Raw genomic sequence first — 25952 nt, forward strand, 5'->3', positions numbered from 1 at the left:
CGCACCGCACCGCACCGCCCCCCCACGCATTCGCCCGGCCTCCCTCCCCTCCTCCAACCCCTCGGAAGGTGAACCCCCATGGCAGACGCCCTGCTCTTCAACCCGCACACGTACGACCCGGCGCACTTCGACCCGGAGACCCGCAGGCTGCTGCGCGCCACGGTCGACTGGTTCGAGAGCCGCGGCAAGCGCCGGCTGATCGAGGACTACCGCTCCCGCGCCTGGCTCGCCGACTTCCTCGCCTTCTCCGCGAAGGAGGGCCTCTTCGCGACCTTCCTGACCCCGGCCACCGAGGCCGGCGAGGGGGAGTCCGACAAGCGCTGGGACACGGCACGGATCGCCGCCCTGAACGAGATCTTCGGCTTCTACGGCCTCGACTACTGGTACGCCTGGCAGGTCACCATCCTCGGCCTCGGCCCGGTCTGGCAGAGCGACAACGCCGACGCCCGGGCCCGCGCCGCGCAGCTCCTCGCCGAGGGCGAGGTGTTCGCCTTCGGCCTGTCCGAGAAGACCCACGGTGCCGACATCTACTCCACCGACATGCTGCTGCGGCCGTACGTCGACGAAGCCGGCGCCGACGGATTCCGCGCGAGCGGCTCCAAGTACTACATCGGCAACGGCAACGCCGCCGGCCTCGTCTCCGTCTTCGGCCGCCGCACCGACATAGAGGGCCCCGAAGGCTACGTCTTCTTCGCCGCCGACAGCCGCCACCCGGCGTACCACCTGGTGAAGAACGTCGTCGACTCCTCCAAGTACGTCAGCGAGTTCCGCCTCGACGACTACCCGGTCCGCGCCGAGGACGTCCTGCACACCGGCAAGGCCGCCTTCGACGCCGCGCTGAACACCGTCAACGTCGGCAAGTTCAACCTCTGCACCGCCTCCATCGGCATCTGCGAGCACGCGATGTACGAGGCCGTCACCCACGCGCACAACCGGGTCCTCTACGGCCGCCCCGTCACCGCCTTCCCGCACGTGCGCCGGGAGCTGGCCGACGCGTACGTCCGCCTGGTCGGGATGAAGCTCTTCAGTGACCGCGCCGTCGACTACTTCCGCACCGCCGGCCCCGACGACCGCCGCTACCTCCTCTTCAACCCGATGACGAAGATGAAGGTGACCACGGAGGGCGAGAAGGTCATCGACCTGATGTGGGACGTCATCGCCGCCAAGGGCTTCGAGAAGGACAACTACTTCGCGCAGGCGGCCATCGAGATCCGCGGACTGCCCAAGCTGGAGGGCACGGTCCACGTCAACCTCGCCCTGATCCTCAAGTTCATGCGCAACCACCTGCTGAACCCGGCCGAGTACCCGGCCGTGCCGACCCGGCTCGACGCGGCCGACGACGCCTTCCTCTTCCGGCAGGGGCCGGCCCGCGGCCTGGGCTCCGTACAGTTCCACGACTGGCGGACCGCTTACGACGCGTACGCCGACGTGCCGAACGTGGCCCGGTTCCGCGAGCAGGCCGACGCGCTCTGCGCGTTCGTGGCCACCGTCGCGCCGGACGAGGAGCAGAGCCGCGACCTCGACTTCCTCCTCTCCGTGGGCCAGCTGTTCGCGCTGGTCGTGTACGGACAGCTGATCCTGGAGCAGGCCCGCCTGACCGACCTGGACGGGTCGGTGCTCGACGAGCTGTTCTCCGTCCTCGTACGCGACTTCTCCGGCCACGCGGTCGAGCTGTACGGGAAGGACTCCGCGACGGCGGCCCAGCAGGAATGGGCGCTCGGTGCGGTCCGGCGTCCGGTCGTCGACGAGGAGCGTGCGGCGCGCGTCTGGGCGCGGGTCGAGGCGCTGTCCGGCACGTACGAGATGGCCCCGTAGGAACACGGCCCCCTGGGGACCGGCACGGCCCGCCACGGCCGGAGCCGGTCCCCCACCGCTCAGGCCTGCGCGGTGGGGCGCACGACGATGTCGCCCACGTCGACACCGTCCGGCTGCTCGACGGCGAAGGCGACGGCGCGGGCCACCGCGTCCGGCGACAGCGCGGTCTCCATCATCCGGTCGATCCGGGCCCGGGCCTGCGGTCCCATGCGTTCCGTGAAGTCCGTACGGACGGCCCCGGGCGACACGACGGTCACGCGCACGCTGTCCCCGGCCTCCTGGCGCAGGCCCTCGGAGATCGTGCGCACGGCGTTCTTGGTGCCCGCGTACACCGACTGCTGCGGGACGACGCGCAGACCCGCGGTGGACACGATGTTGACGAAGTGTCCGGAGCCCTGCTCCCGGAAGAGGGGGAGCGCCGCGGCGATCCCGTAGAGGACGCCCTTGAGGTTGACGTCGATCATCTCCTCCCAGTCCTCGACGCGCAGTTCGTCCAGCGGGGAGATGAGTCCGACCCCGGCGTTGCCGACGAGTACGTCGAGCCTGCCGTAGCGCTCCCGGGCCAGGCCGACGAGGGCGGACACGTCGCCGCGCCGGGTGACGTCCGTACGGATCCAGGCGGCCCGGCCGCCGGCCCGCTCGATCCGGGCCGCCAGCGCCTCCAGGCGCTCCGTGCGGCGTGCGCCGAGGACCACCCGCGCGCCCCGCTCGGCGAGCAGGAGGGCGGTCGCCTCGCCGATGCCGCTGCCGGCACCGGTGATGGCGACGACCTTTCCCGCGATTCCTGCGATTCCGGCGATTTCTGACATGACGGGCCGTCCCTTCGGAGGAGGAAGAAGAGGAGGAAGGGGCAGGCCGATGACATGCCCTAGAGTGAAAGTGGAGGCGCCGCCACTTCAATCCACACTAAGTGGAGGCTCCTCCACTTAGCAAGTGAGGAGTGAGGGAGCCGCTGATGGCCACGGACGCAGGACGCCCGCTGAGGGCCGACGCGCAGCGCAACCGGGACAAGATCCTGGCTGCCGCGGTGCGCGTGTTCACCGAGCAGGGGCTGGAGGCGCACTTCGAGCGCATCGCCAGGGAAGCCGGTGTGGGCACCGGCACCCTCTACCGCAACTTCCCCACCCGGGAAGCCCTGATCGAGGCGGCCTACCGCAACGAGGTCGCGCGACTGTGCGACTCCGTCCCCGCCCTCCTGGAGACCCTGCCGCCGTACGAGGCCCTGCGCGCCTGGACGCGCCGCTTCATCGACTACGCCACCGCCAAGATGGGCATGGCCGACGCGATGCGCGCCGTCCTCGCGGCGGGGACCAACCCCTACGCCGACAGCCGCCGGATGATCCAGGACGCCCTCACGTCCCTCATGGAGGCCTGCACCGCCGCGGGCGCGATCAGGTCCGACATCAGCTCGACCGACATGTTCGCCGCCCTCGCCGGCATCGCCCTCACCTCGGCCGGCCCCGGCCAACGGGCCCAGGCCGAACGCCTCCTCGACCTCAACCTGGACGGACTGCGCCTCCCGCTGGTGCAGCAGGGTGCGGGAGGCGTCGGCGGGCTGTCCTGAGGTGGTCTAGGCCGTCTCTTTCGGATCTTGCCGGGCCCGCGACGCCCGGCACCGCACCTGGCCGCGTTGTCGGGGCGCCCGAGTACGTCCAGTACACGGCGCGCCCTTCCGCCTTGCCATGTACGGCACCGGACGCCGCGGGCTCGGCCGACAAGATCCGAAAGAGACGGCCTAGGCGGGTTGGACCTCGTCGAAGAGGGCGAGGGCTTGGGAGGGGTCCGGGCTCACGAGGCGTTCCAGACCGGCCAGCGTGATGTTCGCCCAGGTGCCGGCCCGTGGCCACATCCGTTCCTCGAAGGCGCGGACCGCCTCGTCCAGCTCTCCGGGGCCGGGGGCGGCGGCGATGGACTCGGCGAGTTCCGCGCCTTCCAGCATCGCGAGGTTCGCGCCCGCCCCCAACGGGGGCATCAGGTGGGCGGCGTCGCCCAGGAGCGTCACGCCGGAGACGTGGGCCCAGGTGTGGGACGCGGGAAGGGCGAAGAGGGGGCGGTGGGCGAAACCCGTGCCGTGGCGGAGGAGGTCGAGGACGGGCGCGGCCCAGCCGTCGAACCGGGTCAGCAGGCTCGATCGCACGGCCTCGTCGTCGTCCGGGCCCGGGTCCGCGTCCGTGTGCCGGTCCAGCGGTACGCGGAACTGGGCGTACACCTTGACGTGCCCGCCGCTGTTGCGCTGGGCGACGAGCGCGCGGTTCACCCCGTACACGGCCACGGATCCGTCGCCGACCAGCCGGGCGAGGTCGGGGTGGCGGGTGTCGACGTCGTCCAGGGCGGCCTCGACCAAGGTGACGCCGGTGTACTGCGGCGTCGCGGACGAGAGCGCCGGGCGGACCCGGGACCAGGCACCGTCCGCGCCGATCACGAGGTCGAACGTCTCCTGCCGCCCGTCCGCGAAACGGACCAGCACCCCCTCCGGGCCCTGCGGCACCACCTCCGTCACGGCCCGCCCCCACTGAACGTCCAGAGGCCCGAGTAACAGGTCGCGGAGCTGCCCGCGGTCGATCTCGGGATTGGCCCGGTCGCCCGGACGGGGTTGCCAGTCGCGCAGGACGGTCCCGTCGGTGTCCAGGATGCGCATGGCCTGCCCCTCGGGACGGGCCAGCGCGTGGAACTCCGCCAGCAGCCCGGCCTTCTCCAGCGCCAGCTGGCCCAGTCCCTCGTGCAGGTCCAGCGTGCCGCCCGGGGGACGGGCGTCGCGGGCGGGATCGCGTTCGAGGACGGTGACGGGGTGACCGTGACGGTGCAGGACGCGGGCGAAGGCAAGGCCGGCGGGGCCGCTGCCGATCACGGCGATACGTGGTCTCATGCCGATACAACGTACGGCCCCTCACCGAGCGTCCCCCACCCTGTCACCGAACCGGGACAACGGCGTGAGCCGGCGGCCGCCGGGCCGCCGGAGGCGGAGGGCTCAGGCGAGTGTGTCCGCCAGCAGCTTCGCCGTTCTGGCGATCAGGGTGTTGTCGCGCGGCGCCGTCGCCTCCGGCATGGTCGAGAGGATCGCAAGGACCAGGGGCGGGCGGCCCGGGGGCCAGGCGATGCCCACGTTGTTGTTGGTCCCGTACGAACCGGCGCCCGTCTTGTCCCCGACGGCCCAGTCCTTCGGCAGGCCGGCCCGGAGGCGGTCGCCGCTGGTGGTGTTCGACAGCAGCCAGCGGTTCAGCTGCTCCCGGTCCCCGGGGTCCAGCGCGTCGCCGAGTCCGAGGCGGGCGTACGTCCGCCCGATCGCGCGGGGGCTGGTCGTGTCCGTCTCCCGCCACGGCTCGGCCGTGTTCAGCTCCGGCTCCCACCGGTCGAGCCGGGTCGTACGGTCGCCCAGCGAGCGGCAGAAGCGGGTGATCGCGGTCGGGCCGCCGAGCTCGCGCAGCAGCAGGTTGGCGGCCGCGTTGTCGCTCTGGGCGATGGCGGCCGAGCAGAGTTCCGCGATGGTCAGGCCGCCCGCGATGTTCTCGGGCCGTTCCGTGACCGACCCGCCGCCCGCGTCGGTGACGTCCTGGAGCGTGTAGTGGATGCGCCGGGCGAGATGCGTGCCGTCGTGGTCGAGGTCCCGCAGGACGGCCGCGGCCGCCAACGTCTTGAAGACCGAGCACATGGGGAACGGTTCGTCGGCCCGGTGGACCACGGTCCGGCCGGTGGCGGTGTCCAGCGCGTACACCCCCAGCCGCGCCCCGTACTCGCGTTCCAGCGCGCGCAGCCCCGCCACCGGTGACGCGGCACGGGCCGTGCCCGCCGGCAGTGCGGCGGCCAGGGCCGCCCCCGCTCCCACGGTCAGCAGTGCGCGTCGGGACGTTGATGCGTCCGGGGTCCTCACGTCAGGTCCTCCTCTTCCTGGCCGGCCATATGCCCTCCAAGACGTCGAACGTGATCAATTCGTTCCCCACGTCGTCGATCCACCGGCCCACCGCGACCGGAACGGCCTCCAGTGGGCCGTGGTGGTGCTGATCGGCCTCGATCTGCTCGGGGGGATCCTCACCAACGCGACGAACTCCGCCAAGCGCTGGTACCACCGCCAGGCCCCCGGGGCCCGGCGCGCCCGGCTGCTCTTCGTCGGCGCGCAATTGCTCCACCTCGCCGCGGTGGGCCTGCTGGTGCTCGGCGGGGACCGCGGCTGGACGCTGGGCAACACCGCGCTGCTGCTCTCCGCCGCCGTGGTCGTGGGGTTCACCCCTGTCCATCTCAAGCGCCCCGCGGCCATGGCCGGTTACTCCGCGGCCGCGGTGGTCAACCTGTTCTGGCTGCCCGTGCCCGCCGCCCTCGCCTGGTTCGCACCGCTCTTCTTCCTGAAGCTCCTGATGTGCCACCTCGTACCGGAGGCGCCGCTGGAACAGCGGCGCGATGTCTGACCCCGACACGGGTCCCGGCCCAGGCCCAGGCCCCGGCCCCGACGCCGGTGCCGGGCTCGGGCCCGGACGCCTGGCCCGCGATGACGCCCCGCCGCCCGCGCGGTGCGCGCCCGTGCCTGCCGCCGCCTTCGTCCGCGAACCCGCCATGGCATGGATCGCCGGCGGATCGGACCGCGTACGGCAGGCGTGGTTCGGCGCCACCCTGCGCACGCACGCCACTCTCCCCGGAGCCCGCCGCCACCTGCTGACCGACCGGGACGGGCGGCCCGTCGCCGCCGCTGTCCCCACCCCGCCGGCCGCCGCCCCCTCGGCTGCGGCCCGCGCGCCCTGGTGCGGACGCTGCGCTACCTGTACGCCGCCGAGGCCCGAACCCCGGCCGGGGCCTGGACGCTGGAGTACATCGGGGTGGAGCCCGGGGCGGCGGGACGGGGTACCGGAGGGCGGCTCCTCCGCCACCTGCTCGCCACGGTCCCCGCCCCCGGCGGCATCTTCCTCACCACCGCCGACGAGGCGAACGTCCGGCTCTACCGCCGCTTCGGCTTCACCACCCTGCGGCGCCTGGCGGTGGGCCCGCTGGAGGTGACGGCGATGTGGCGGCCGGACCCCCGAGCGGACGCGCGCCAGCAGACGAGTGCGGCCCGGCGAGCCGACCGCCGCGCCGCTTTTCGGACGTGTTCGTGAGCAAGGCCGGATATCGTCCATAACCCCGGCAAACCACCTACAGCACAAGATCACTGCATCGAGGTAATGCCAACGGTTTTCAGGCTCAAGACGGGTGTACCGGCCGTTACTGTTCCCCCGGATCTGGACGGATTCCCGGATATTCACCCCCTTTTTCCTCGTTCCTTGGTGACGCGCGCGTCCGCCGATCACCACCCTTGCGAAGGAGAGCTCGCCCGATGACCGTTGACACCAGCCCGGAAGCCCAGCTGGAGCCGCCGCGGCAGTCCAGCCTGAGCACGGCGGCCGCCCGCAACCTTGCCAGCACGACCAAGTCCGCCCCGCAGATGCAGGAGATCACCTCCCGCTGGCTGCTGCGGATGCTCCCCTGGGTGGAGACCAAGGGCGGCACCTACCGGGTCAACCGCCGGCTGACGTACACCGTGGGCGACGGCACCATCGAGTTCGTCCAGGACGGCGCGAACGTCCGGGTGATCCCGCGCGAGCTCGGCGAACTGGCCCTGCTGCGCGGCTTCGAGGACGACGAGGTGCTGACCGCGATCGCCGGCCGGTGCGTCCAGCGCGACTTCCGGGCCGGTGAGGTGATCGTCGAGCGCGGTGCCCCCGCCGACCAGATCCACCTGATCGCCCACGGCCGGATCAGCCAGACCTCCGTCGGCAAGTACGGCGACGACGTCGCCGTCGCCGTACTCGCCGACGGCGACCGGTTCGGTGAGAACGCCCTGCTGGACGCGGACGCCACCTGGGACTACACGGCCACCGCCGAGACCCCCGGCATCCTGCTCACCCTCTCCCGCGGCGACTTCGCCTCCGTGCTCGCCGCGGCGCCCCAACTCCAGGACCACATCAACCGGTTCAGCTCGCTCCCGCACCAGCGCCAGAACCGGCACGGCGAGGCCGAGATCGCGATGTCCGCCGGACACACCGGTGAGGCGGACCTGCCCGGCGCCTTCGTGGACTACGAGCTCAAGCCCCGCGAGTACGAACTCTCCATCGCGCAGACCGTGCTGCGGATCCACACCAGGGTCGCCGATCTCTACAACGGGCCGCACAACCAGACCGAGGAACAGCTCAGGCTCACCATCGAGGCGCTGCGCGAGCGCCAGGAGCACGAGCTGATCAACAACCGGGACTTCGGTCTGCTCCACAACGCCGCCTTCAAGCAGCGGATCCAGACCCACTCCGGCCCGCCGACCCCGGACGACCTCGACGAGCTGCTCTGCCGCCGCCGCGGCTCCAAGTTCTTCCTCGCCCACCCCCGGACGATCGCCGCGATCGGGCGCGAGTTCAACGCCCGCGGGCTCTACCCGGACCACGTCGATGTCGGCGGGCAGTCGGTCCCGGCCTGGCGCGGGGTCCCGATCCTGCCCTGCAACAAGATCCCGATCAGCAAGGAGAACACCAGCTCGGTCCTCGTCATGCGAACCGGCGAGGACAACCAGGGCGTCATCGGTCTGCGCCAGACCGGCCTGCCGGAGGAGTACGAGCCGGGCCTCTCGGTGCGCTTCATGGGGATCAGCGAGCAGGCGATCATCTCCTACCTGGTCACCACCTACTTCTCCGCCGCCATCCTGGTGCCCGACGCGCTCGGTGTGCTGGAGAACGTGCAGATCGCCCGCAGGCGGGACTAAGAGGACCAGCCCGACGGCCGCGACAGCCAGGACCTCTGCCTGTCCTGGCCCGCCGAGCATGCCCGGGATCCGGGACAACCCACTTACCTCTCCAAGGAGTTACGGATGCCCGATCCTGGGCCTTCCCCTCTGCAGTCGAGCCTGCCCGCCGCCGTGGCGTCCTTCGGGGCCCACGTCCTCGCCAGCGCCCTCGCCGTCGGCGTCGAACCCGCCGCCGGCGCCGGGCCCGTAGAGCCTTCTCCACCGCCTCCGCCCGCCCTGCCGACGGGACCGCCCGTCCTGACCCCCGTACCCGTACCCGTACCCGTACCCGACGAGGGTGCGGCAGCGGCCGCGGCGCAGCCGAGTGCCGCCCTCGAACGGATCCTGCGCGGGCCCAGCGGTCTGGGCACGGCGAGCCTGCACTGGGCCCGGAGCGATGCGCCCGCAGCGCCCGTGCCGGCCGGGCCGGCCGGGGCACCCGACGCGCCCGCGCCGGCGGCGGGCCATCCGATCCCGGGCCTCTACCACCACCCGGTGCCGGAGCCCGATCCGGTGCAGGTCGAGGAGCTCAGCCGCCGGATCAAGGCCTGGGCGCTGGACGAGGTGTCTCTCTACCCGGAGGACTGGGAGGACCAGTTCGACGGCTTCTCCGTCGGGCGCTACATGGTCGCCTGCCATCCGGACGCCCCCAGCATCGACCACCTGATGCTCGCCACCCGGCTGATGGTCGCCGAGAACGCGGTCGACGACTGCTATTGCGAGGACCACGGCGGCTCGCCCGTCGGCCTCGGCGGGCGCCTGCTGCTCGCCCACACCGCCCTCGACCCGCTCCACACGACGAAGGAGTACGCGCCGGACTGGGAGGCGTCGCTCCTCTCGGACGCTCCCCGGCGCGCCTACCGCTCGGCCATGGAGTACTTCCTCCAGGCCACCACCCCCTCGCAGGCCGACCGGTTCCGGCACGACATGGCCCGGCTGCACATGGGCTATCTCGCCGAGGGGGCCTGGGCGCAGACCGAGTACGTTCCCGAGGTCTGGGAGTACCTGGCGATGCGCCAGTTCAACAACTTCCGCCCCTGCCCCACCATCACCGACTCCGTCGGCGGCTACGAACTGCCGGCGGACCTCCACGCGCAGCCCGCCATGCAACGGGTGATCGCGCTTGCCGGGAACGCCACGACGATCGTCAACGATCTGTACTCCTACACCAAGGAACTGGCCAGCCCCGGAAGGCATTTGAATCTGCCGGTGGTGATCGCCGAACGCGAGGGCTGCTCCGATCAGGACGCCTACCTGAAGGCCGTAGAGGTCCACAACGACCTGATGCGCGACTTCGAGACCGCGGCCGCCGAGCTGGCCCTCGCCTGCCCCGTCCCGACCGTGCAGCGCTTCCTGCGCGGGGTGGCGGTGTGGGTCGACGGCAACCACTACTGGCACCAGACCAACACCTATCGCTACAGCCTGCCCGATTTCTGGTAAAGATGGGAATTGTTCATGACTAGCATCGATCTCACCGCAGCAGCCGGCACCACCTCCGTGTTCATCCCCGCCCCGGTGACTCCGTATCAGGGGGACATCGCCCGTTACTGGGACCACGAGGCCAGGCCCGTGAACCTCCGTCTCGGCGATGTCGACGGCCTTTACCACCACCACTACGGCATCGGCGACATCGACCACGCCGCCCTCGGCGACACCGAGGACAGCGCATACGAGAAGAAGTTGATCGCCGAGCTCCACCGCCTGGAATCGGCCCAGGCGAAACTCCTCCTTGAGCACCTCGGCCCCATCGGGCGCGACGACACCCTCGTCGACGCGGGTTGCGGCCGCGGCGGTTCGATGGTCATGGCCCACCAGCGCTTCGGATGCAAGGTCGAGGGCGTCACCCTGTCGGCCAAGCAGGCCGACTTCGCCAACCGGCGCGCCCAGGAACTCGGCATCGAGGACCACGTCCGGGCCCGGGTCTGCAACATGCTGAGCACGCCGTTCGAGACCGGGCAGGCCGCGGGCTCGTGGAACAACGAGTCGAGCATGTACGTCGACCTGCACGACCTCTTCGCGGAGCACTCGCGCGTCCTCGAGGTCGGCGGCCGGTACGTGACCATCACCGGCTGCTGGAACCCGCGTTACGGCCAGCCCTCGAAGTGGGTCTCCCAGATCAACGCGCACTTCGAGTGCAACATCCACTCCCGCCGGGAGTACCTGCGCGCGATGGCCGACAACCGGCTCGTACCGCAGGCCGTCATCGACCTGACCCCCGACACCCTGCCCTACTGGGAGCTGCGCGCCACGTCCTCCCTGGTCACCGGCATCGAGGAGGCGTTCATCGAGTCCTACAAGGACGGCTCCTTCCAGTACGTCCTGATCGCGGCCGACCGCGTCTGACCGCGTCCGACCGAACGTGGACCGAAGGGGTCGGGGCCGTCGTCCGGCGGACCCGACCCCTTCGGGGTGTACGGGCCCCGATCAGTCCACGAGCACACCGGGGTTGAGGATGCCGCGCGGATCGAGGGCCCCCTTCGCGGCCCGCAGGGCGAGGGCGAAGGGCTCCGGGCGCTGCCGGTCATAGCCCGGGCGGTGGTCCCGGCCGACCGCGTGGTGGTGGGTGATGGTGGCCCGGTGGCGGTGCAGGACCTCGCCCGCGACGGCCTTCAGGTCGTCCCAGACGGCGACCTCGTCACCCGGCCGGCCGGCCGCGAGCACGGTGAAGTAGGGCGCCGCGCCGTCCGGATACACGTGCGTCAGACGGCAGTTGACGGTCGCCGGGAATCCGGTGGCCTTGACCGCGGCCTCGCCGACCTCCCTGCGTACGTCGTCGATCAGGCCGGGGATACGGTCCCAGGTGGCCGCCGTCTCGAAGGTCTCCGCGACCGCGCCCATCCGGGCCAGACCGTCGCGGAGGTAGGGCATCCGCAGGAACGCCGAGCGCCAGGCGCGCACGGCCGCGTCGCCGTCCGGGCCGTCCTCCCGGCCGCCGGCCCCGTCCGTCCCCTCGTGCCGGCCGCCGTGCGAGCGGGCCAGCGCGACGGCCCGTTCGAGCCGGGCGGCCACCGGTTCGTCCGCCGACTCGAACCCCAGGACCAGTACGGAGCTGCCGTCGTGCGCCGCGCCCGACAGCGCGGCCTCACCGGCGTCCAGCAGACGGCAGTTGGCGGGGGAGAGGTCGGACTGCGCGAGGGCGCGCACCGCCCCGAGGGCTCCCTGGAAGTCCGTGAACGCGACCGCCGCGGACGCCTTGTGCCGGGGGCGTTCCTGCAGGCGTACCCATGCCTCGGTGATGACGCCGAGGGCGCCTTCGGAGCCCAGGAACAGGCGGTCGGGGGAGGGGCCCGCCCCGGAGGCGGGCAGCCGCCACGAGCTGCTGGTGCCGGCCGGGGTCACGACGCGCAGCGACTGGACGAAGTCGTCGATGTGCGTCCGGCCGGTGGCGTAGTGGCCGCCGGCCCGGGTGGCGAGCCAGCCGCCCAGCGTGGAGAACTCGAAGCTCTGCGGGAAGTGCCGCAGGGTGAGGCCGTGGGGCCGCAGCTGGTCCTCCAGGCTCGGCCCGAGGGTGCCGGCCTGGATGCGCGCCGCCCGGCCCGCGGTGTCGACCTCCAGTACGCGGCCCATGGCGGTCAGGTCCAGGGACAGGACGGCCCGGTGGGCGTCGCCGCGGTACTCGACGCCTCCGGAGACCGAGGAGCCTCCGCCGTACGGGACGACGGCGACCTGCCGCTCACCGGCCCAGTCCAGCAGATCGGCCACGCCCTGGTCGTCCGTGGGGCGGGCGACGAGGTCGGGGATGCGGCCGGGGCGCCCGCGCAGGGCGCGCACCACGTCCCGGTAGGCCTTGCCCATGGCGTGCGCGGCGCGGTCCCCGGGATCGGCGGAGACCAGGTGGCCGAGGCTCGGCGGGGGTTCGACGGCGGGGCCCGCGACGGCCAGGTCGCGGACGCGGGGCACGGGGAGCGGGCGGCTGAGGGTACCGGGGAGCAGGGCGCCGATCGCGGTGCATTCCGCGTCGTCGGGATGCGCGTCCGTCCAGCCCCAGCCCCACCAGGACCGGGTGCGGGACGTGGACTGCGGCGGCTGCGGGGTGGTGCCGGCCATGGCGGCGCTCCAGGGGTCGAGGTAATTTACCTAGCGGTAAATTACCTACTGATAATATCGGCTCATGGCAACCCCCTCCTCGCATTCCTCGAAGGCCGGCACCAAGGGAGTCCCGCGGCAGCACCGCCGCCAACAGATGCTGGAGGCGGCCACGGAGGAGTTCGGCAGGCACGGCTACGCGGCCGCGTCGCTCCCCGCGATCGCCGGGCGCGTGGGAGTCACCAAGACGCTGCTGCACCAGTACTTCGGCACCAAGGAGGACCTGTACGTGGCCTGCCTGGTCCCGGTCGGGGACCGGCTGCTGGACACCGTCCGCGCGGCGATGGGGGAGGGCGGGGCCGCCCCGCACACGCCGCTGCGCGTGCTCCACGGCATCTTCGCCGCGCTGGAGGGGCAGCGCGAGGCGTGGTTCGTGCTCTACGACACCACCCTGCCGCCCGGCGGCGAGGCCGCGCGCCGGGCCTCGGAATACTGGGCGGCCATCGACCGGCTAGCCGCCGGCGGCACCGCGGAACTGCTGCGCGCGGCCGGATCCACCGACCCGCTGGACGCCGACGCGCTCAAGTACGTGTGGCGGGACCTGGTCGCCACCCTCGTCCGCTGGTGGGTCAAGCACCCGGAGCAGACGCCGGAGGCCATGACGCGGCGCTGCGCCCGCCTTTTCGCGGCCGCCGCCACCCTCACCCCCGACGGGCACCTCGACTGACAGCGCCGCGGCCGCCGCGTGCGGCCGCCGCGCGTCCCGGTCGGCGGCGCGTTGTCGGTGCCCACCGCTACGGTCGGTCCATGAGAGCTACTGGAACGTTCACCGTCAAAGCGTTCGTCCCGACCGGGCTGAAGCCCGAGCCTGCCGTCCCCACCGGGCTCCCCGTCGGTGTCGCGACCATGGAGAAGTCGTTCGAGGGCGAAGTGGCCGGCCGCTCCGCGACCCTGTTCACCGCCGCGTTCGACCAGGGGACCGGCGTCGGCACCTATGTCGCCATGGAGTCCTTCGAGGGTTCACTGAACGGCCGGGACGGGTCCTTCAACTTCGTGCACTCGGCGACCACGTCCGGCAGCGACCGCACCGCGGAGTTCTTCACCATCGTGCCCTCCAGCGGCACCGGCGCACTGGCGGGAATCGAGGGTGCCGGGGGCATGGCGGTCGATGCGGACGGCACCCACCGGATCTGGTTCGACTACCAGCTCGGCTGAGTCTGTCAGGTCGATGGCGGCCCGCAGCCCTTCCCGGACGGGGGACTACCCGGCGCGCTCCTGATCGGCCTGCGCCGCCTCTGCCGCCTTCGCGGCCTTGAGCTTGCGCCATACGGCGCCCAGTGCCTCCAGGTCCTTCTCGTCGAGGAGCTCGGTGAAGACCGGGGCGAGGGCTTCGCGCCGGGTGGCGTCCGCCTCGGCGAACACCGTGCGGCCCGCCTCGGTGAGGGAGACCTCCACCGACCGGGCGTCGCGCGCCGAGGGCGTGCGGCTCACCAGGCCCCGGGTCTGCAGGGCGTCCACGACACGGGAGACCTGGCTGCGGCTGAGCAGGGTGCTGTTGCCGAGTACGGAGGCGGGCACCGGCTCGGGGCTGGAGGCCAGCCACAGCATGACCTCGAACCAGGACACGGGGAGGTCGTGGGCCTTGACCAGGGCCCGGTCGACGCGATCGGTCATGACCGTCCCGGCCCACACCAGCCCGTAGAAGGCGTAGTCGGCCGCCGGCATCTCGGATTCGGTGAGCTTCTTCGGCATGTCGGCAGTCTAGAGCTTGCGTGCGCACGCACATAATTTTATAGTGTGTGTGCACGCACATAAATCACCCCTGTGAAAGGCCCCGCCATGTCGACCCCCTCCGCCGCCACCTCCGCGACCTCCGCCCGCACCGTTCTGATCACCGGCACCTCCTCCGGCATCGGCCTGGCGGCCGCGATCGCCGCCGCCCGGGCCGGCTGGCGTACGGTCGCCACCCTGCGCGACACCCGCCGCGCCGACGCCCTGCGCAAGGCCGCCGTCGAGGCGGGCGTCGAGCTCGACATCCGACAGCTCGACGTCGTCGACGAAGCCTCCGTCGCCGCCGCCGTGGAGGGCGTCATCGCCGACTACGGCCGGCTGGACGCCGTCGTCAACAACGCCGGCGCCGGCCACGTGGGCACCCTGGAGCTCGAATCCGTGGCCGACGTCCGTGAGGTCATGGAGGTCAACTTCTTCGGCGTGCTGAACGTCTCCAAGGCCGCACTGCCCCACCTGCGGGCCACCGGCGGCCGCCTGATCACGGTCACCAGCGTCGGCGGCGTCATCGGTCAGCCCTTCAACGAGGCCTACTGCGCCGCGAAGTTCGCCGTCGAGGGGTACATGGAGAGCCTGGCCCCCGTCGCCGGCGCCGTCGGTGTGAGCGTGTCCGTCATCGAGCCCGGCGCCGTGGCGACGGAGTTCGTGAACAACATCGGCCTCGACCTCGAAGCCCGGATCGCCGCCGCCGGCCCGTACTCCGACGCGCTGCGCCACTACGTCGAGCGCACGGTCGGCCAGTTCCTGAACGGCGCGCAGACTCCGGCCGGCGCGGCCGAGTCCGTCATGGAGGCGCTCACCGCCGACCGGCCCGCCTTCCGTATCCAGACCTCCCCGTGGGCCCGTGACTTCACGGGGACCAAGCTGGCCGACCAGGACGGCTCGGCGGTCGTCGGCATGACCGGAACCTGGGTCGCCTGACCTGCCGCGAGCGTCCCGGCCGCGGGGGGCGGAGCCCCCGACCTGTGCTCCGCCCGGAATCGGGTCATGATGGCCGGAGGCGGACGAGTCCCGCGTGCGGTCGGCCGGACCGCACGCAGCGGCCCGCCCGGGTCGGGAGGTGACTCGCAGGCATGGACGAATCGCGCAGGGCCTGGTTCATGATCGGCGCCGTCGTCGCCGTCATTCTCCTGGACCTCCTGGCCATCATCCTGATGAACACCCTCGGCTGACGCCCGGTCCCGGTCAGCCGTACATCGCCAGGTGGTACAGAGTCGCGAGCGCGTCGTCGATGGGATGGGGCTGCGGCTTGCCGGAGGAGTCGAGCCTGTTCCACCTCTGCATGTTCACCGCGACCGCCATCTGCCGCTTGCCGTCGGCACGGGTCATGGCCAGCGCTCCACCACCCCAGACCGTGCCGCCGTGGCCCCAGAAGACGCCCTGACCGGGACCCTCCATCGGGTGCAGGCCGAGGCCGTAGTCGATCGTCTTCCCCTCTTGGGAGACGACCGGGACCGTGCGTTGCATCTGCGCGAGCGACGACGGGCCGACGATCTCCCCGGCCAGCAGCATGCCGTAGAAACGGTTGAGGTCCGCGACGGTCGATATCAGGGAGCCCGCCGGAATCGCCCATGACATGTTGTAGACGCTGTAGTCCCGCGGTGGGTCGATCATGCCGAACCATGCCTCGTAGAGCTGCGAGTGCGGCCCGTCGACGTACGGTCCGACGGGGAGTTCGGTGTCCCGGAGCCCGGCGCGCTCGATGACGTTCCGGGTGATGTACTGCTCGGCCGTGGTGCCGGTCACCTGTTCCAGGAGCTGGGCGAGGAGCAGGTAGTTGGTGTTGGAGTACACCCCCGGCCGCCCGCCCGGGTGGCCGACCGCGGGTGCGGTGACCCCCATCTCGATCAGTTCGGTGGGGTCGAACCAGGTGAACCGGTGGTCGTCCAGGCTCTGGGGTCCGGTGTCCGCGAGGTGGGGGAACGCCTTGAGGGAGGGGTAGGCGTACGGGAGGTACTCGGCGAGGCCGCTCGTGTGGTTCATCAGCATGCGGACGGTGATCGCGTCACCGCGTTCTCCGGGAACCAGCCCCGGAAGGTGTCGCCCGATCGGTGTGTCGAGGCCGATCAGACCGCTTTCGACCTGCTGCAGGACCGCGGCGACGGTGAAGGTCTTGGTGATGCTGCCGACGCGGTGGCGCATGTCGGCGGTGACGGGGCGGCCGGTGGCGAGGTCGGCGACCCCGGCGGCACCGCGCCAGACCTGGTCGCCGTCCCGCACCTCGGCGAACAGGCCCGGCATTCCGGCTCGGTGGACGTTTTCGAGGGCTGCGTCCAGCGCAGCGCCATCCAGTGGGTTCTTCACGTCATGCGTCCTTTCGTCTTCCCCGGGGTGGGCTCCGCATCGGTCGCCTGACCCGGACAACAGGGCACGAGTGGCATGCCGGCCCGCCCGGCATGCTCATGTCCTCATTATGCACGCGGCGCGTGCAACACCGAGTGCACAGGTAGGATGAGATCCGGCGAGAGGAGCAAAATGGCAGGCCGAAGGCGTTGGTCAACCGAAGAGATCCTGGATGCGGCGGCCGAGCTGCTGCGCACGAGCGACGCGGATTCGTTCAGCGTGCGCAAGCTGGCCGCGGCCCTCGGGACCGATTCCTCCAGCCTCTACCGGCACTTCCGCAGCAAGACCGAACTGCTGCGTGCGGTCGCCGACCGGATTCTCCTGGCCGCGATGGACGGCTACCGCCCCGAGGGTGACTGGAAGCAGCGCATCACCGCCCTGGCCCTGCGCCTCAGGGAGGCGTTCGGCCGACAGCCCCAGCTCGCCGCGGTCTGGGGGCGGTACGCGTCCGGCGGCGCCGGTTCCCGGCTGGTCGTGGAAGAGGTGCTGCAGGCCCTGCGCGCGTCGGGGCTGCCCGACGAAGAGATCCCGCTGCGCTACCACCGGCTGGCGGTCCTCGTCGCAGCGCTGATCGCCTCCGAGGCCGGAGTCAGCGCCGTCACCCCCGAAGAGCACGAACAAGGCATGGAGCTGTTCCGCGTGGCGGTACTCGGCGCCGATCCCGAACGCTTCCCGGCCCTGGCCCACTTCGCCCGCGACGTCCGCCCCCTCGGTGCGGAGCGCCGCGCCGCGTTCGAAGAGATCCTCGCCGCCCAACTCGCCGACATCGAGGCCGCGATCCGCCCGAGCTAGGCGGCCTGGGTCCCGGGCCGGTCAACGGAGTCCAATGCGCCGCGCACCTGGGACGGGGCGGCTGGTGCATCGTCGGCCCGGCCCGCGAGCGCCATGTCAGCCCGCAGCGTCATCCTTCCTCCGCGCGGCTGAGCCGGAGCCCGCCGAGGGGAGCGTGCGGGGGCGAAGTCGGATGACGTCGGCCTGCTCGGGCTCGGCCTCCAGGACGGTGGCCTCGGTGGTGGCGTTCGCCTTGCGGCTCAGCTTCGACCTGAGGTCGTTCAGCTTGCTCTTGACGTGCGGTGCGGCCTTGGTGGCGGCGACGCCCAGGGCGGCGCCCGCGCCCAGGAGGGCGACGGCCGCCGTGATCGCAGCCACGTTGGCCGGAAACAGATCGGCGTGCGTGACCAGCGCATTGTCGTCATCCAGCGCAAGACCACGAAGGGCCCCAGGGGTGCTCGACTCCGGGAAATGCGTCTCGGCCGGACGCTCCACGAACATCAGGTCCCGCACCGTCTTGGGCGACTCGTCATCCATGCGGCCACTTTAGGAGGCGGCGGCGACGCCGCGGGCCGGAATGCGACTTCGGTGAAATCATTCCGTCGAGCTTCGCTCAGCGGCTGCTCAGCGGCTGCTCAGCGGCTGCTCGGCGGCGGGCGGGAGGCGGGCTGCGCCCGGCTCGTGAGCGAACATATCTGACATTCTGTCAATTTCCTTGTCCACAAGGCCCATCCGGCTCCTCGGTACGCAAGGAGCCGAGTCTGTGCGGCCCCTTGCCGTGTCGCCCCGGTTCGCGAATGATGCTCGCTGCGCGTCGGTCGGCGGTGTTCCGCCGTGATGCGTCCACCCCCCTCGCACCCGGTCGGCCAGGAGGCCCGTTTTGCGGACGAACCGTCATATCCGGAGATCGATGGTGGTCATCGGTGCCGCCCTCGCGGTGGTCGTCGCCGTTCCCCAGGTGGCCTTCGCGGCGCCGCCCCCGGCGCTTCCCGGCAGAGCCGAAGCGATCGAGCTGACCTACCAGCCCGCCTACGACTACGACACCGACGGCTGTTACCCGACGCCCGCCATCAGCGCGAGCGGGGTCCTCAACGGCGGGCTCAAGCCCACCGGCGCCCTCAACGGCAACTGCCGGGACGCCTCCGACCTCGAGAACACCAACGGCTATTCCCGCTGGGCCTGCAACAACGGCTGGTGCGCCGTCATGTACGCGCTCTACTTCGAGAAGGACCAGGCCCTGCCCGGCATCGAGCTCGGCGGCCACCGACACGACTGGGAGCACGTGGTCGTGTGGATCCAGGGCAACGAGGCCAAGTACGTCGCCACCTCCGCCCACGGCGACTTCAACGTCCACTCGCGCGACCAGATCCGCTGGGACGGCAACCACCCCAAGATCGTCTATCACAAGGACGGCATCGGCACGCACTGCTTCCGCGCCGCGAACACCAACGACGAGCCGCCCGAGAACCACCGCCGCGCCTGGCAGTTCCCCACCCTCGTCGGGTGGTCGGGCTACCCGGCGACCGTGCGGGACAAGCTCACCCAGGCCGACTTCGGCAGCGCGCACTTCGGTCTGAAGGACGGCTCCTTCGCCTCCCACCTGGCGGAGGCCAAGCCGGCGGGGATCCCCTTCGACCCGTACCAGTAGAACCCGGCAGGCAGGGAGGCACCGGCATGGGTCCCGCACCCGCGCGGGGCCGGTGCCCCCTGTGCCGTGTCGTCAGCCCGCCCAGATCCTGCGGTACCCCTCGCGGTAGCCGGTCGGGTCCCAGGACGTGGCGCCGTCGCTGTTGTCGGCCGTGGCGATGTGCACGGGGGCCACGTAGCCGCTGGCCGGCCGGCCCGCGAAGGCGCGGTTGAACTCGTCGATGATCTGCCAGCCCTGCTCGTTCAGCGGCTCGGGCACGGTGGCGGCCTGGAACTGCTCGCTGTTGATCCGCTGGAAGGCGGAGGGGTCGCCGTCGCCCGCACCGATGTTGAAGGGCGGTCCGGAGCCCGGCCTGCCCGCCGCGCGCAGGGCCGGGGCCGCGTCCGCGAAGTAGAGGTCGTTGATGGCGGCGGAGTACGTCCACTCGTCCTGGAAGCGGGAGAGCAGCGAGGAGACCGCCTGCGGGGTGCGGATCGCGGCGTCGGGGATGGGGATGTTCTCGTAGCTCAGGAGCCGTACACCGGAACAGGCGCCGAGCCCCTCGCGGATCAGCTCGGCCTTGTTCTTCGCGAACGGGATCGAGTCGTCGGTGAAGAGGACGACTCCGGCATCACCCGAGGACCGGGCGATGATCCAGTCCGCGCTGATCCTCGCCACGTCCTCCACCTTGGTGGTGACGTTGGTGAACAGCTTCGGTCTCTCGCTCGGGCCGGGGGAGCCCACCGCGTGCCAGCCGATCACCGGGATGTGCGCCGCTTCGGCCCGCGCCATCTGCTGCGAGGTCAGCTGGGGATCGAAGCCGCCGATGACGATGCCCGAGGGCCGCAGGGTGATGGCCTGGCTGAGGGCCGCCTGGATGCCGGCCGGGGTGCCGTCACCGTCGATCACCCGGACCCGCCAGCCGATGGCCTTCGCGGCCTCCTCGACGCCCTTCGCGACGCCTGCGACGCCGGGGTTGGTCATGGTCTGCGCGACGTAGACGATCGACTTGCCGGGGACCGCCGCGGGGCCGGTGGTGGGGCCGTGCCAGGCGGCGTCGGTGTTCTCGGCCCGCGCGACGGCCGCCCTGGCGTTCGCGAGGGCGGTGGGGCAGCCGGCCTTGGGCGGCGCGGCTCCGGTGGAGGGGCCGCCGCTCCCGCAGCCGGCGACGAGGGCGGCGGCCGCGGCCAGTGCGGCCGCGGCCGTGCGGGTGCTCCTGCGGTGAGAGTGCGAGTCCTTCGGGTACACGGTGCTCCTGACGCGGTGCGCGTACGGACGTTGCTAGGGGGTGCGCAGCCGGCGCCGGGCGGAGTAGCCGGCCAGGCCGACGGCGATGAGCAGGGTGGCCCCGTTGAACAGGGGCGTGGCCCAGAAGTCGGCTCCGAGCTGGCCGATGCCGGCGAGGCCGATGGCGAGGACCGCGACCGCCACGACGGTGCCGAGGGCGTTGACGCGGCCGGGTTTGATCGTGGTGGACCCGAGCAGGGCGCCGACGAATGCGGGGAGCAGGTAGTCCAGCCCGACGCTCGGGTTGCCGGTCTGCTGCTGGGCGGCGAGGAGGACCCCGGCGAGGCCGGTGACCAGGCCCGATCCGGCGAAGGCGTAGACGGAGTACCGGTGGCTGGGGATGCCGATGATGTCGGCGGTGCGCCGGCTGGAGCCGATGACGTACATGTACCGGCCGAGCGGCAGCCGTTCCAGGACCACCCAGAGCGCGGCCGCGAGGGCCAGGACGTAGTAGGCGGGCAGCGGCAGCCCGAGGAACCGGGAGTCGTAGAGGCCGGTGAAGGCGGTCGGCAGGCCGTCCGGGCCGGGGACGATCCGGGAGCCGTCGGTGATCCAGCCGGTGACGGCGTACATCATGCTGCCGGTGCCGAGCGTGGCGATGAAGGAGTCGATCCGTACGTACTCGACGATGACGCCGTTGAGGACGCCGACCAGTGCCCCGCCGAGGACCACGGTGAGGCAGGCGAGCGGCCAGGGCCAGCCCGTGTCGACGATGAGCTTCAGCACCATCACATGGGCCAGGCCGAGGCCGTAGCCCATGGACAGGTCGAACTTGCCGGTGGCGATGGGGATGGTCGCGCCGAGGGCCAGGATGGCCGGGATCGACTGGTTGGACAGGATCGAGGAGACGTTGTCCCGGGTGGGGAAGGTGTCCGGCAGGACGAGGGAGAAGACCAGGAAGAGCAGGACGGCGAGGACGAGCAGGCCGTAGGTGCCGATGTGGTGGCCCCGCAGGCGGTCCAGCAGGGACCGCGGCGGGGACGGACGAGAAGACGAGGGCGAGGGCGAGGGGGGCGGGGACGGGGGCGGGGACGGGGAAGAGGAAGGGGGCATGGTCATCGGTCCGTCGTGGGGCCGGTGATCGCGGGCATGGCCGAGGCGGTTCGGGTGAGCTCGGCGACCGTGAGGGCCGCACCGCTCAGCTCGGTGCTCACGCTCCCGCGGACGAACACCAGGGCGCGATGGCACACGTCCGCGACCTCTTCGAAATCGGTGGAGATGAGCAGGACCGCCAGGCCCGAGGCCAGCGCGTCGTAGAGCAGCCGGTGGACGGTCGCCTTGGCCCCGACGTCCACACCGGCGGTCGGCTCCTCCAGGACGAGCAGGCGCAGGTGCCCCCGGAGCCACCGGCCGACCATGACCTTCTGCTGGTTGCCGCCGGACAGGGTGGCGATCGGTACCTCGCTGTCGCGGGGGTGCACCGAGAACCGGTCGATGAGGGCGGTGGCCTGGGCGCGCTCGCGGCGGGGGCTGATCCAGTGCGCCGCCGGCGCGCCGGACGCGCGCGGGTTCGCCAGGAAGTTCTCCCGTACGGTCAGGTCGGCGGCGCAGCCCTCCTCCTGGCGGTTGGCCGCCACGAAGCCGACGCCGCGTTCGAGTGCGGAGTGGACCGTGTGCGGGTGGTACGGCCGGCCGTCGAGCAGCACCTGCCCGCCGAGGATCGGCCGGGCGCCGGCGAGGGCGCGGCCCAGCTCCATGTGGCCGGCGCCGGTGAGGCCCACCATGCCGAGGATCTCACCGGCGCGCAGCTCCAGACTGACCTCTCCGGTGGACCCGGTCCGCACCCTGTCGAGGCTCAGCAGGTGCGGGCCGGCGGCAGGGGGAGTGCCCGGCGCCCGTCCGGCCGGTGCGTGGCCCACGATCGCGTGCACCAGCCGGTCCGGGCTGTGACCGGCGAGCGGGCCCCGGTCGACGAGCCGGCCGTCCCGCAGGACGGCGAAGGTGTCGGCGACCCGGTAGACCTCGTCGAGCCGGTGGCTGACGTAGAGGATGCCGTGGCCGCGGTCGCGCAGGGTGTGGAGTACGTCGAAGAGCCGCGCGCAGTCGGCGGCGGGGAGGGTGGCGGTCGGCTCGTCGAGCACGATGAGCTCGGCCCGGGTGGCGAGGGCGCGGGCGATGGCGACGAGCGAGCGCTCGGCGGGGCCGAGGCGGGCGATCCGGGCATCGGCGTCCAGGTGCCCGGCGACGATCCGCAGGGCGTCGTCGCAGCGCTTCCGGGTCCGCCGCCAGGAGATCAGTCCGCGGCGGCGGGGGTAGCCGGTGCCCAGGGCGATGTTCTCGGCCACCGTCATCCACGGGACGAGGCCGAGATCCTGGTGGATGAAGGACATGTTCCGGGTGGCGGCGTGGCTGCCGAGGGGATGGCCGGCCACCGTGACCTGGCCGGTGTCGGCCCGGTGCACTCCGGCGAGCACCTTGATGAGGGTGGACTTCCCGGCTCCGTTGGGGCCGAGCAGGGCCAGGACGCTGCCGCGCCGGATGTCGAGGTCGACCGATTCCAGCGCGAGCGTGCCGCCGAACCGTTTGCTCAGGCCGCGTACGCGGACGAGCGGTGCGGCACCGGACTGCGAGGGTGGACTCGCCCAGGTGTCGGGAGCGTCATGCACAGACTTCTCCGGGGGTCGGCCTCCGAGTTCTTCCCGACGGTACGGGGCACTCTACGGGGACATCACAGTGCATTCCCGGCATGTCGGCGCGCTGTCTGACCCCAATGGCCGAACGGACGGAGTCTCGGGGGGTCATGCGGCGGCCAGGCTGCACTCGGCCCAGATGACCTTGCCGTCGGTGGTGTAGCGGGTGCCCCAGGACTGGGCGAGCTGCGCGACGAGGAAGAGGCCGCGGCCGCCCTCGTCGGTGGTGGCCGACAGGCGCATGCGCGGGGCGCTGCTGCTGGCGTCGTGCACCTCGCAGATCAGGTTCCGGTCGTGGATGAGACGTACCCGGATGGGCGCGGTCCCGTACCGGACGGCGTTCGTGACCAGCTCGCTGAGCAGGAGTTCCGTGGCGAACGCGGACTCCTCCAGCCCCCACCGGTTCAGCTGGCTCACGGAGGCCGCGCGGACCTCGGAGACGAGTGCCGGGTCGGCGGCCAGCTCCCAGGTGGCGATCCGGTCCGCGGGTACGGCGTGGGTGCGGGCGACGAGGAGCGCGATGTCGTCGTCAGGATGCTCGGGTGCCACGGCGTCGAGGACGGCCTGGCAGGTTTCCTCCGGGGCCCGGTCCGGGTGGGCCAGCGCCCGGTTCAGGGCGTCGAGGGCCACGTCGATGTCGCGGTGGCGGTCCTCGATGAGCCCGTCGGTGTAGAGGACGAGCTGGCTGTGCTCGGGGAGCCGGATCTCGGCCGACTCGAAGGGCAGGCCGCCGAGGCCGAGCGGGGGACCGGCGGGCAGGTCGAGGAGGGACACCGTGCCGTCGGGTCGGACCAGCGCGGGCGGAGGGTGGCCGGCCCGGGCCATCGTGCACTGCTGGGAGGTGGGGTCGTAGATGGCGTACAGGCAGGTGGCGCCGACGATGCCGGTGCTGGCGGAGCCGGGGCCGTCCCCGCCCTCCTCCCGGTCGAGGCGCACCATCAGGTTGTCGAGGTGGGTGAGGAGCTCGTCGGGGGCCAGCTCCAGCTCGGCGAAGTTGCGGGCGGCGGTCCGCAGGCGGCCCATGGTGGCGGCGGCGTGCAGTCCGTGGCCGACGACGTCGCCGACGAGGAGGGCGACCCGGGCCCCGGACAGGGGGATGACGTCGAACCAGTCGCCGCCCACGCCCGACTCGGCGGGCAGATAGCGGTGGGCGACCTCGACGGCGCTCTGCTCGGGGAGGTCGCGGGGGAGCAGGCTGCGCTGCAGGGACAGGGCGAGGGTGTGTTCGCGGGTGTAGCGGCGGGCGTTGTCGATGCAGAGGGAGGCGCGGGCGGCGAGTTCCTGGGCCAGGGAACGGTCGTCGTCCCCGTAGGGGGCCGGGTCCTGCGAGCGGTAGAAGCTCGCGACGCCGAGGACGGCGCCACGGGCGAGCAGGGGGACGGTGATCAGGGAGTGGATGTTGTGGGCGAGGAGCAGTTCGGCGTGCTGGGGATCCTGGGCGATCCAGCCGAAGGCGGCCTTCAGATCCTGTTCGAGCACCGGCTGCCGGGTGGCGATGCAGCGCATGTGGGGCGTGGTGGGCCGCAGGCTGATCTGCGAGCCGACCGGGTAGAAGGGGCAGTCCTCGCGGATGCCGTGGACCACCGTGCGGTGCATCTCGGTGGTGGGGTGGGGGGACTCCTCCCCGAGGAGTACGCCCCCGGGCAGGTCGACGGTGACGAAATCGGCCAACCTCGGGACGGCCGTCTCGGCGAGCTCCCAGGCGGTGCGGCTCACGTCCAGCGTGGTGCCGATGCGGTTGCTGGCCTCGGCCAGCAACTCCAGGCGCCGGCGCGCCGCGACGGCGTACTTGCCCACCTCGGGCTCGCCCACCAGCACCAGCCCCCTGACCCGGCCCCGGGCGGGGCCGGCGGCGGGCGCCGCGACGGCCTCCCCGGCGGGGCCTTCGGCGAGCGGTGCGCCGGGTGCGCGGACCGTCACCGGTTCCGGACCGGGGGTGACGCGGGGGTGGAGCCCGGGCGGCGCCGCGCCGGGGGAGGGGGCGTGCGGGTGGGTGGGGGCGGGGGCGTGCCGCTCCGAGTCCTCGGGGAGCAGTGCCTCGACGACGACCCCCTCCACCCCGGCGGCGCTCGTCACGGGGCGGCTGACCAGCGTGACCCACCGGCCGCGGGACAAGGGCACCTCGGTGGCGGCCCTCCGGTCCCCGGACATCAGTTCCGTGGCCTTCTCCTTCAGGGTGGCCTGGTCGCTCTGCTCCAGTTCGCTCTGGAGGAAGTCGGCCATCGCGACCGGGTGCCCGTCGAGTCCGTGCTCGCTGCTCAGGGCGAGGCTCGCGGTGTCGAGATAGGCCTGCAGCAGACCGTGCTCGCGCGCCGAACTCTGGTCCATCAGGCGTCGTTCGATGGCTTCGGCCGCCTTGCGCACCACGGGGATCAGCGCCGGGTCGGCCTCGGTGTAGGGGTAGCCGAGGCACAGGACGCCCTGGATGTGCCCGCTGAGCTGGTCGCGCAGGGGGATCGCGGTACAGGCGCTCGACTGTGACCGCTCGGCGAAGTGCTCGGCGCCGTAGACCTGGCACAGCCGCCGCTCCGCGAGGGTGAGGCCGATGCCGTTCGTCCCGGCGAACTGCTCGGCGAAGACGAACCCGGGCACGGTCTGGATCGGGGCGAGACGGCGGGCCATGGATTTCTCGCCGAAGCGGCGCGCGAGCACCATGCCGTGGCCGTCGGCGAGGCTGATGTTCGTCTGGCTGCCCGCGAAGATGGCCTGGAGCCGGTCGAGCACGGGCTCTGCGGCGCGCAGCAGCGGACCGTCCAGGTCGACGTCCTCCTGGAAGGGGAGCTCGGACTGGTCCGGCGACAGCCCCAGCAGACGGCTGCGCTGCCACGAACTCAGGATCGGACTTCTCACGCTCCCCTCGACCGACTCGCCTTGCAGGAATCGGTCACGGAAGCGCACGGGGCCGATGCGGTCCCCGACGACCCCCATGTGC

23 protein-coding genes are annotated in these 25952 nt (G+C 72.0%); 12 read left to right on the forward strand and 11 right to left on the reverse strand.

What is annotated here, in order from left to right:
• Positions 1-78: 78 nt before the first annotated feature.
• The gene (locus JYK04_RS37870; RefSeq protein ID WP_189744226.1) at positions 79-1815 is read left to right on the forward strand and encodes an acyl-CoA dehydrogenase family protein; all 1737 of its coding nucleotides are present in this window, start codon (positions 79-81) and stop codon (positions 1813-1815) included.
• Between the two features lie 59 nt (positions 1816-1874).
• Here the strand turns inward: JYK04_RS37870 and JYK04_RS37875 are convergent, their stop codons facing one another.
• Positions 1875-2606 (reverse strand): SDR family oxidoreductase, encoded by a 732-nt coding sequence (locus JYK04_RS37875; RefSeq protein WP_189744606.1) that lies wholly within the window; start codon positions 2604-2606, stop codon positions 1875-1877.
• 164 nt (positions 2607-2770) lie between these two features.
• Here JYK04_RS37875 and JYK04_RS37880 point away from each other — a divergent pair, with 164 nt between their 5' ends.
• Complete coding sequence (locus JYK04_RS37880) at positions 2771-3379, forward strand: TetR/AcrR family transcriptional regulator (RefSeq protein WP_189744228.1); 609 nt, start codon at positions 2771-2773, stop codon at positions 3377-3379.
• Between the two features lie 171 nt (positions 3380-3550).
• Here JYK04_RS37880 and JYK04_RS37885 read toward each other — a convergent pair whose 3' ends face one another.
• Entirely contained in the window at positions 3551-4681 is a 1131-nt protein-coding gene (locus tag JYK04_RS37885) for an FAD-dependent oxidoreductase (RefSeq protein WP_189744230.1), read from the reverse strand.
• A 102-nt stretch (positions 4682-4783) separates the two neighbouring features.
• Positions 4784-5683, reverse strand: coding sequence for a class A beta-lactamase (bla, locus tag JYK04_RS37890; RefSeq protein ID WP_189744232.1), 900 nt, complete (start codon positions 5681-5683; stop codon positions 4784-4786).
• A 118-nt stretch (positions 5684-5801) separates the two neighbouring features.
• Here bla and JYK04_RS37895 point away from each other — a divergent pair, with 118 nt between their 5' ends.
• From JYK04_RS37895 to JYK04_RS37915, 5 genes are all read left to right on the forward strand, one after another.
• A complete protein-coding gene (locus tag JYK04_RS37895) occupies positions 5802-6215 on the forward strand; it encodes a hypothetical protein (RefSeq protein WP_202185965.1) in 414 nt (137 codons plus the stop codon).
• Between the two features lie 330 nt (positions 6216-6545).
• Complete coding sequence (locus JYK04_RS37900; protein ID WP_189744236.1) at positions 6546-6896, forward strand: GNAT family N-acetyltransferase; 351 nt, start codon at positions 6546-6548, stop codon at positions 6894-6896.
• 218 nt (positions 6897-7114) lie between these two features.
• Positions 7115-8527: a family 2B encapsulin nanocompartment shell protein gene (locus JYK04_RS37905; RefSeq protein WP_189744237.1), complete on the forward strand. Its 1413-nt coding sequence runs from the start codon at positions 7115-7117 to the stop codon at positions 8525-8527.
• Positions 8528-8632: 105 nt separating this feature from the next.
• The gene (locus tag JYK04_RS37910; RefSeq protein ID WP_189744239.1) at positions 8633-9988 is read left to right on the forward strand and encodes a family 2 encapsulin nanocompartment cargo protein terpene cyclase; all 1356 of its coding nucleotides are present in this window, start codon (positions 8633-8635) and stop codon (positions 9986-9988) included.
• Between the two features lie 15 nt (positions 9989-10003).
• Complete coding sequence (locus tag JYK04_RS37915; protein WP_189744242.1) at positions 10004-10891, forward strand: geranyl diphosphate 2-C-methyltransferase; 888 nt, start codon at positions 10004-10006, stop codon at positions 10889-10891.
• A gap of 81 nt (positions 10892-10972) precedes the next feature.
• Here the strand turns inward: JYK04_RS37915 and JYK04_RS37920 are convergent, their stop codons facing one another.
• Positions 10973-12595, reverse strand: coding sequence for an FAD-binding oxidoreductase (locus tag JYK04_RS37920; RefSeq protein WP_189744244.1), 1623 nt, complete (start codon positions 12593-12595; stop codon positions 10973-10975).
• Positions 12596-12659: 64 nt separating this feature from the next.
• Between JYK04_RS37920 and JYK04_RS37925 the strand changes: the two genes are divergently transcribed.
• Complete coding sequence (locus JYK04_RS37925; RefSeq protein WP_189744246.1) at positions 12660-13301, forward strand: TetR/AcrR family transcriptional regulator; 642 nt, start codon at positions 12660-12662, stop codon at positions 13299-13301.
• Positions 13302-13381: 80 nt separating this feature from the next.
• Positions 13382-13789, forward strand: a complete 408-nt coding sequence (locus tag JYK04_RS37930; protein ID WP_189744248.1) for a DUF3224 domain-containing protein — start codon at positions 13382-13384, stop codon at positions 13787-13789.
• Between the two features lie 45 nt (positions 13790-13834).
• Here JYK04_RS37930 and JYK04_RS37935 read toward each other — a convergent pair whose 3' ends face one another.
• On the reverse strand, positions 13835-14326 hold the full coding sequence (locus tag JYK04_RS37935) for a MarR family winged helix-turn-helix transcriptional regulator (RefSeq protein ID WP_189744251.1): 492 nt from the start codon (positions 14324-14326) through the stop codon (positions 13835-13837).
• An 87-nt stretch (positions 14327-14413) separates the two neighbouring features.
• On the opposite strand from JYK04_RS37935, the gene JYK04_RS37940 reads away from it, so the two are divergent.
• Positions 14414-15283, forward strand: coding sequence for an SDR family oxidoreductase (locus JYK04_RS37940; protein WP_189744253.1), 870 nt, complete (start codon positions 14414-14416; stop codon positions 15281-15283).
• 264 nt (positions 15284-15547) lie between these two features.
• Here JYK04_RS37940 and JYK04_RS37945 read toward each other — a convergent pair whose 3' ends face one another.
• Positions 15548-16666: a serine hydrolase domain-containing protein gene (locus JYK04_RS37945; protein WP_189744255.1), complete on the reverse strand. Its 1119-nt coding sequence runs from the start codon at positions 16664-16666 to the stop codon at positions 15548-15550.
• Between the two features lie 171 nt (positions 16667-16837).
• On the opposite strand from JYK04_RS37945, the gene JYK04_RS37950 reads away from it, so the two are divergent.
• Positions 16838-17497, forward strand: a complete 660-nt coding sequence (locus JYK04_RS37950) for a TetR/AcrR family transcriptional regulator (RefSeq protein WP_189744257.1) — start codon at positions 16838-16840, stop codon at positions 17495-17497.
• Between the two features lie 96 nt (positions 17498-17593).
• Here JYK04_RS37950 and JYK04_RS37955 read toward each other — a convergent pair whose 3' ends face one another.
• Entirely contained in the window at positions 17594-18013 is a 420-nt protein-coding gene (locus JYK04_RS37955; protein ID WP_189744259.1) for a hypothetical protein, read from the reverse strand.
• A gap of 373 nt (positions 18014-18386) precedes the next feature.
• Between JYK04_RS37955 and JYK04_RS37960 the strand changes: the two genes are divergently transcribed.
• Positions 18387-19124 carry an NPP1 family protein gene (locus tag JYK04_RS37960; RefSeq protein WP_189744261.1) on the forward strand — a complete coding sequence of 246 codons (738 nt, stop codon included), beginning with the start codon at positions 18387-18389 and terminating at the stop codon, positions 19122-19124.
• A 72-nt stretch (positions 19125-19196) separates the two neighbouring features.
• On the opposite strand, the gene JYK04_RS37965 is transcribed toward JYK04_RS37960, so the two are convergent.
• The 4 genes from JYK04_RS37965 to JYK04_RS37980 all read right to left on the reverse strand — a co-directional run bounded on the left by JYK04_RS37965 (position 19197) and on the right by JYK04_RS37980 (position 25948).
• Entirely contained in the window at positions 19197-20351 is a 1155-nt protein-coding gene (locus tag JYK04_RS37965) for a substrate-binding domain-containing protein (RefSeq protein WP_189744263.1), read from the reverse strand.
• A 33-nt stretch (positions 20352-20384) separates the two neighbouring features.
• Complete coding sequence (locus JYK04_RS37970; protein ID WP_189744266.1) at positions 20385-21449, reverse strand: ABC transporter permease; 1065 nt, start codon at positions 21447-21449, stop codon at positions 20385-20387.
• Positions 21446-22996 (reverse strand): sugar ABC transporter ATP-binding protein, encoded by a 1551-nt coding sequence (locus JYK04_RS37975; RefSeq protein WP_189744268.1) that lies wholly within the window; start codon positions 22994-22996, stop codon positions 21446-21448. Before JYK04_RS37975 ends, JYK04_RS37970 begins: the two co-directional genes overlap by 4 nt.
• Positions 22997-23128: 132 nt before the next feature.
• Positions 23129-25948, reverse strand: coding sequence for a SpoIIE family protein phosphatase (locus JYK04_RS37980; RefSeq protein ID WP_189744608.1), 2820 nt, complete (start codon positions 25946-25948; stop codon positions 23129-23131).
• Positions 25949-25952: the final 4 nt, after the last annotated feature.

This window comes from Streptomyces nojiriensis (assembly GCF_017639205.1).
In the GTDB taxonomy this organism is placed as follows: Bacteria; Actinomycetota; Actinomycetes; order Streptomycetales; family Streptomycetaceae; genus Streptomyces; species Streptomyces nojiriensis.

Bases quoted from the DNA above. Each gene is read 5' to 3' on its own strand.
- JYK04_RS37870 (WP_189744226.1), top strand. From the start codon at position 79: ATGGCAGACGCCCTGCTCTTCAACCCGCACACGTACGACCCGGCGCAC.
- JYK04_RS37940 (WP_189744253.1), top strand. From the start codon at position 14,414: ATGTCGACCCCCTCCGCCGCCACCTCCGCGACCTCCGCCCGCACCGTT.
- JYK04_RS37970 (WP_189744266.1), bottom strand. From the start codon at position 21,449: ATGACCATGCCCCCTTCCTCTTCCCCGTCCCCGCCCCCGTCCCCGCCC.
- JYK04_RS37960 (WP_189744261.1), top strand. From the start codon at position 18,387: ATGGTGGTCATCGGTGCCGCCCTCGCGGTGGTCGTCGCCGTTCCCCAG.
- JYK04_RS37905 (WP_189744237.1), top strand. From the start codon at position 7,115: ATGACCGTTGACACCAGCCCGGAAGCCCAGCTGGAGCCGCCGCGGCAG.
- JYK04_RS37925 (WP_189744246.1), top strand. From the start codon at position 12,660: ATGGCAACCCCCTCCTCGCATTCCTCGAAGGCCGGCACCAAGGGAGTC.
- JYK04_RS37915 (WP_189744242.1), top strand. From the start codon at position 10,004: ATGACTAGCATCGATCTCACCGCAGCAGCCGGCACCACCTCCGTGTTC.
- JYK04_RS37885 (WP_189744230.1), bottom strand. From the start codon at position 4,681: ATGAGACCACGTATCGCCGTGATCGGCAGCGGCCCCGCCGGCCTTGCC.
- JYK04_RS37955 (WP_189744259.1), bottom strand. From the start codon at position 18,013: ATGGATGACGAGTCGCCCAAGACGGTGCGGGACCTGATGTTCGTGGAG.
- JYK04_RS37950 (WP_189744257.1), top strand. From the start codon at position 16,838: ATGGCAGGCCGAAGGCGTTGGTCAACCGAAGAGATCCTGGATGCGGCG.
- JYK04_RS37980 (WP_189744608.1), bottom strand. From the start codon at position 25,948: ATGGGGGTCGTCGGGGACCGCATCGGCCCCGTGCGCTTCCGTGACCGA.
- JYK04_RS37930 (WP_189744248.1), top strand. From the start codon at position 13,382: ATGAGAGCTACTGGAACGTTCACCGTCAAAGCGTTCGTCCCGACCGGG.
- JYK04_RS37935 (WP_189744251.1), bottom strand. From the start codon at position 14,326: ATGCCGAAGAAGCTCACCGAATCCGAGATGCCGGCGGCCGACTACGCC.
- JYK04_RS37920 (WP_189744244.1), bottom strand. From the start codon at position 12,595: ATGGCCGGCACCACCCCGCAGCCGCCGCAGTCCACGTCCCGCACCCGG.
- JYK04_RS37910 (WP_189744239.1), top strand. From the start codon at position 8,633: ATGCCCGATCCTGGGCCTTCCCCTCTGCAGTCGAGCCTGCCCGCCGCC.
- JYK04_RS37880 (WP_189744228.1), top strand. From the start codon at position 2,771: ATGGCCACGGACGCAGGACGCCCGCTGAGGGCCGACGCGCAGCGCAAC.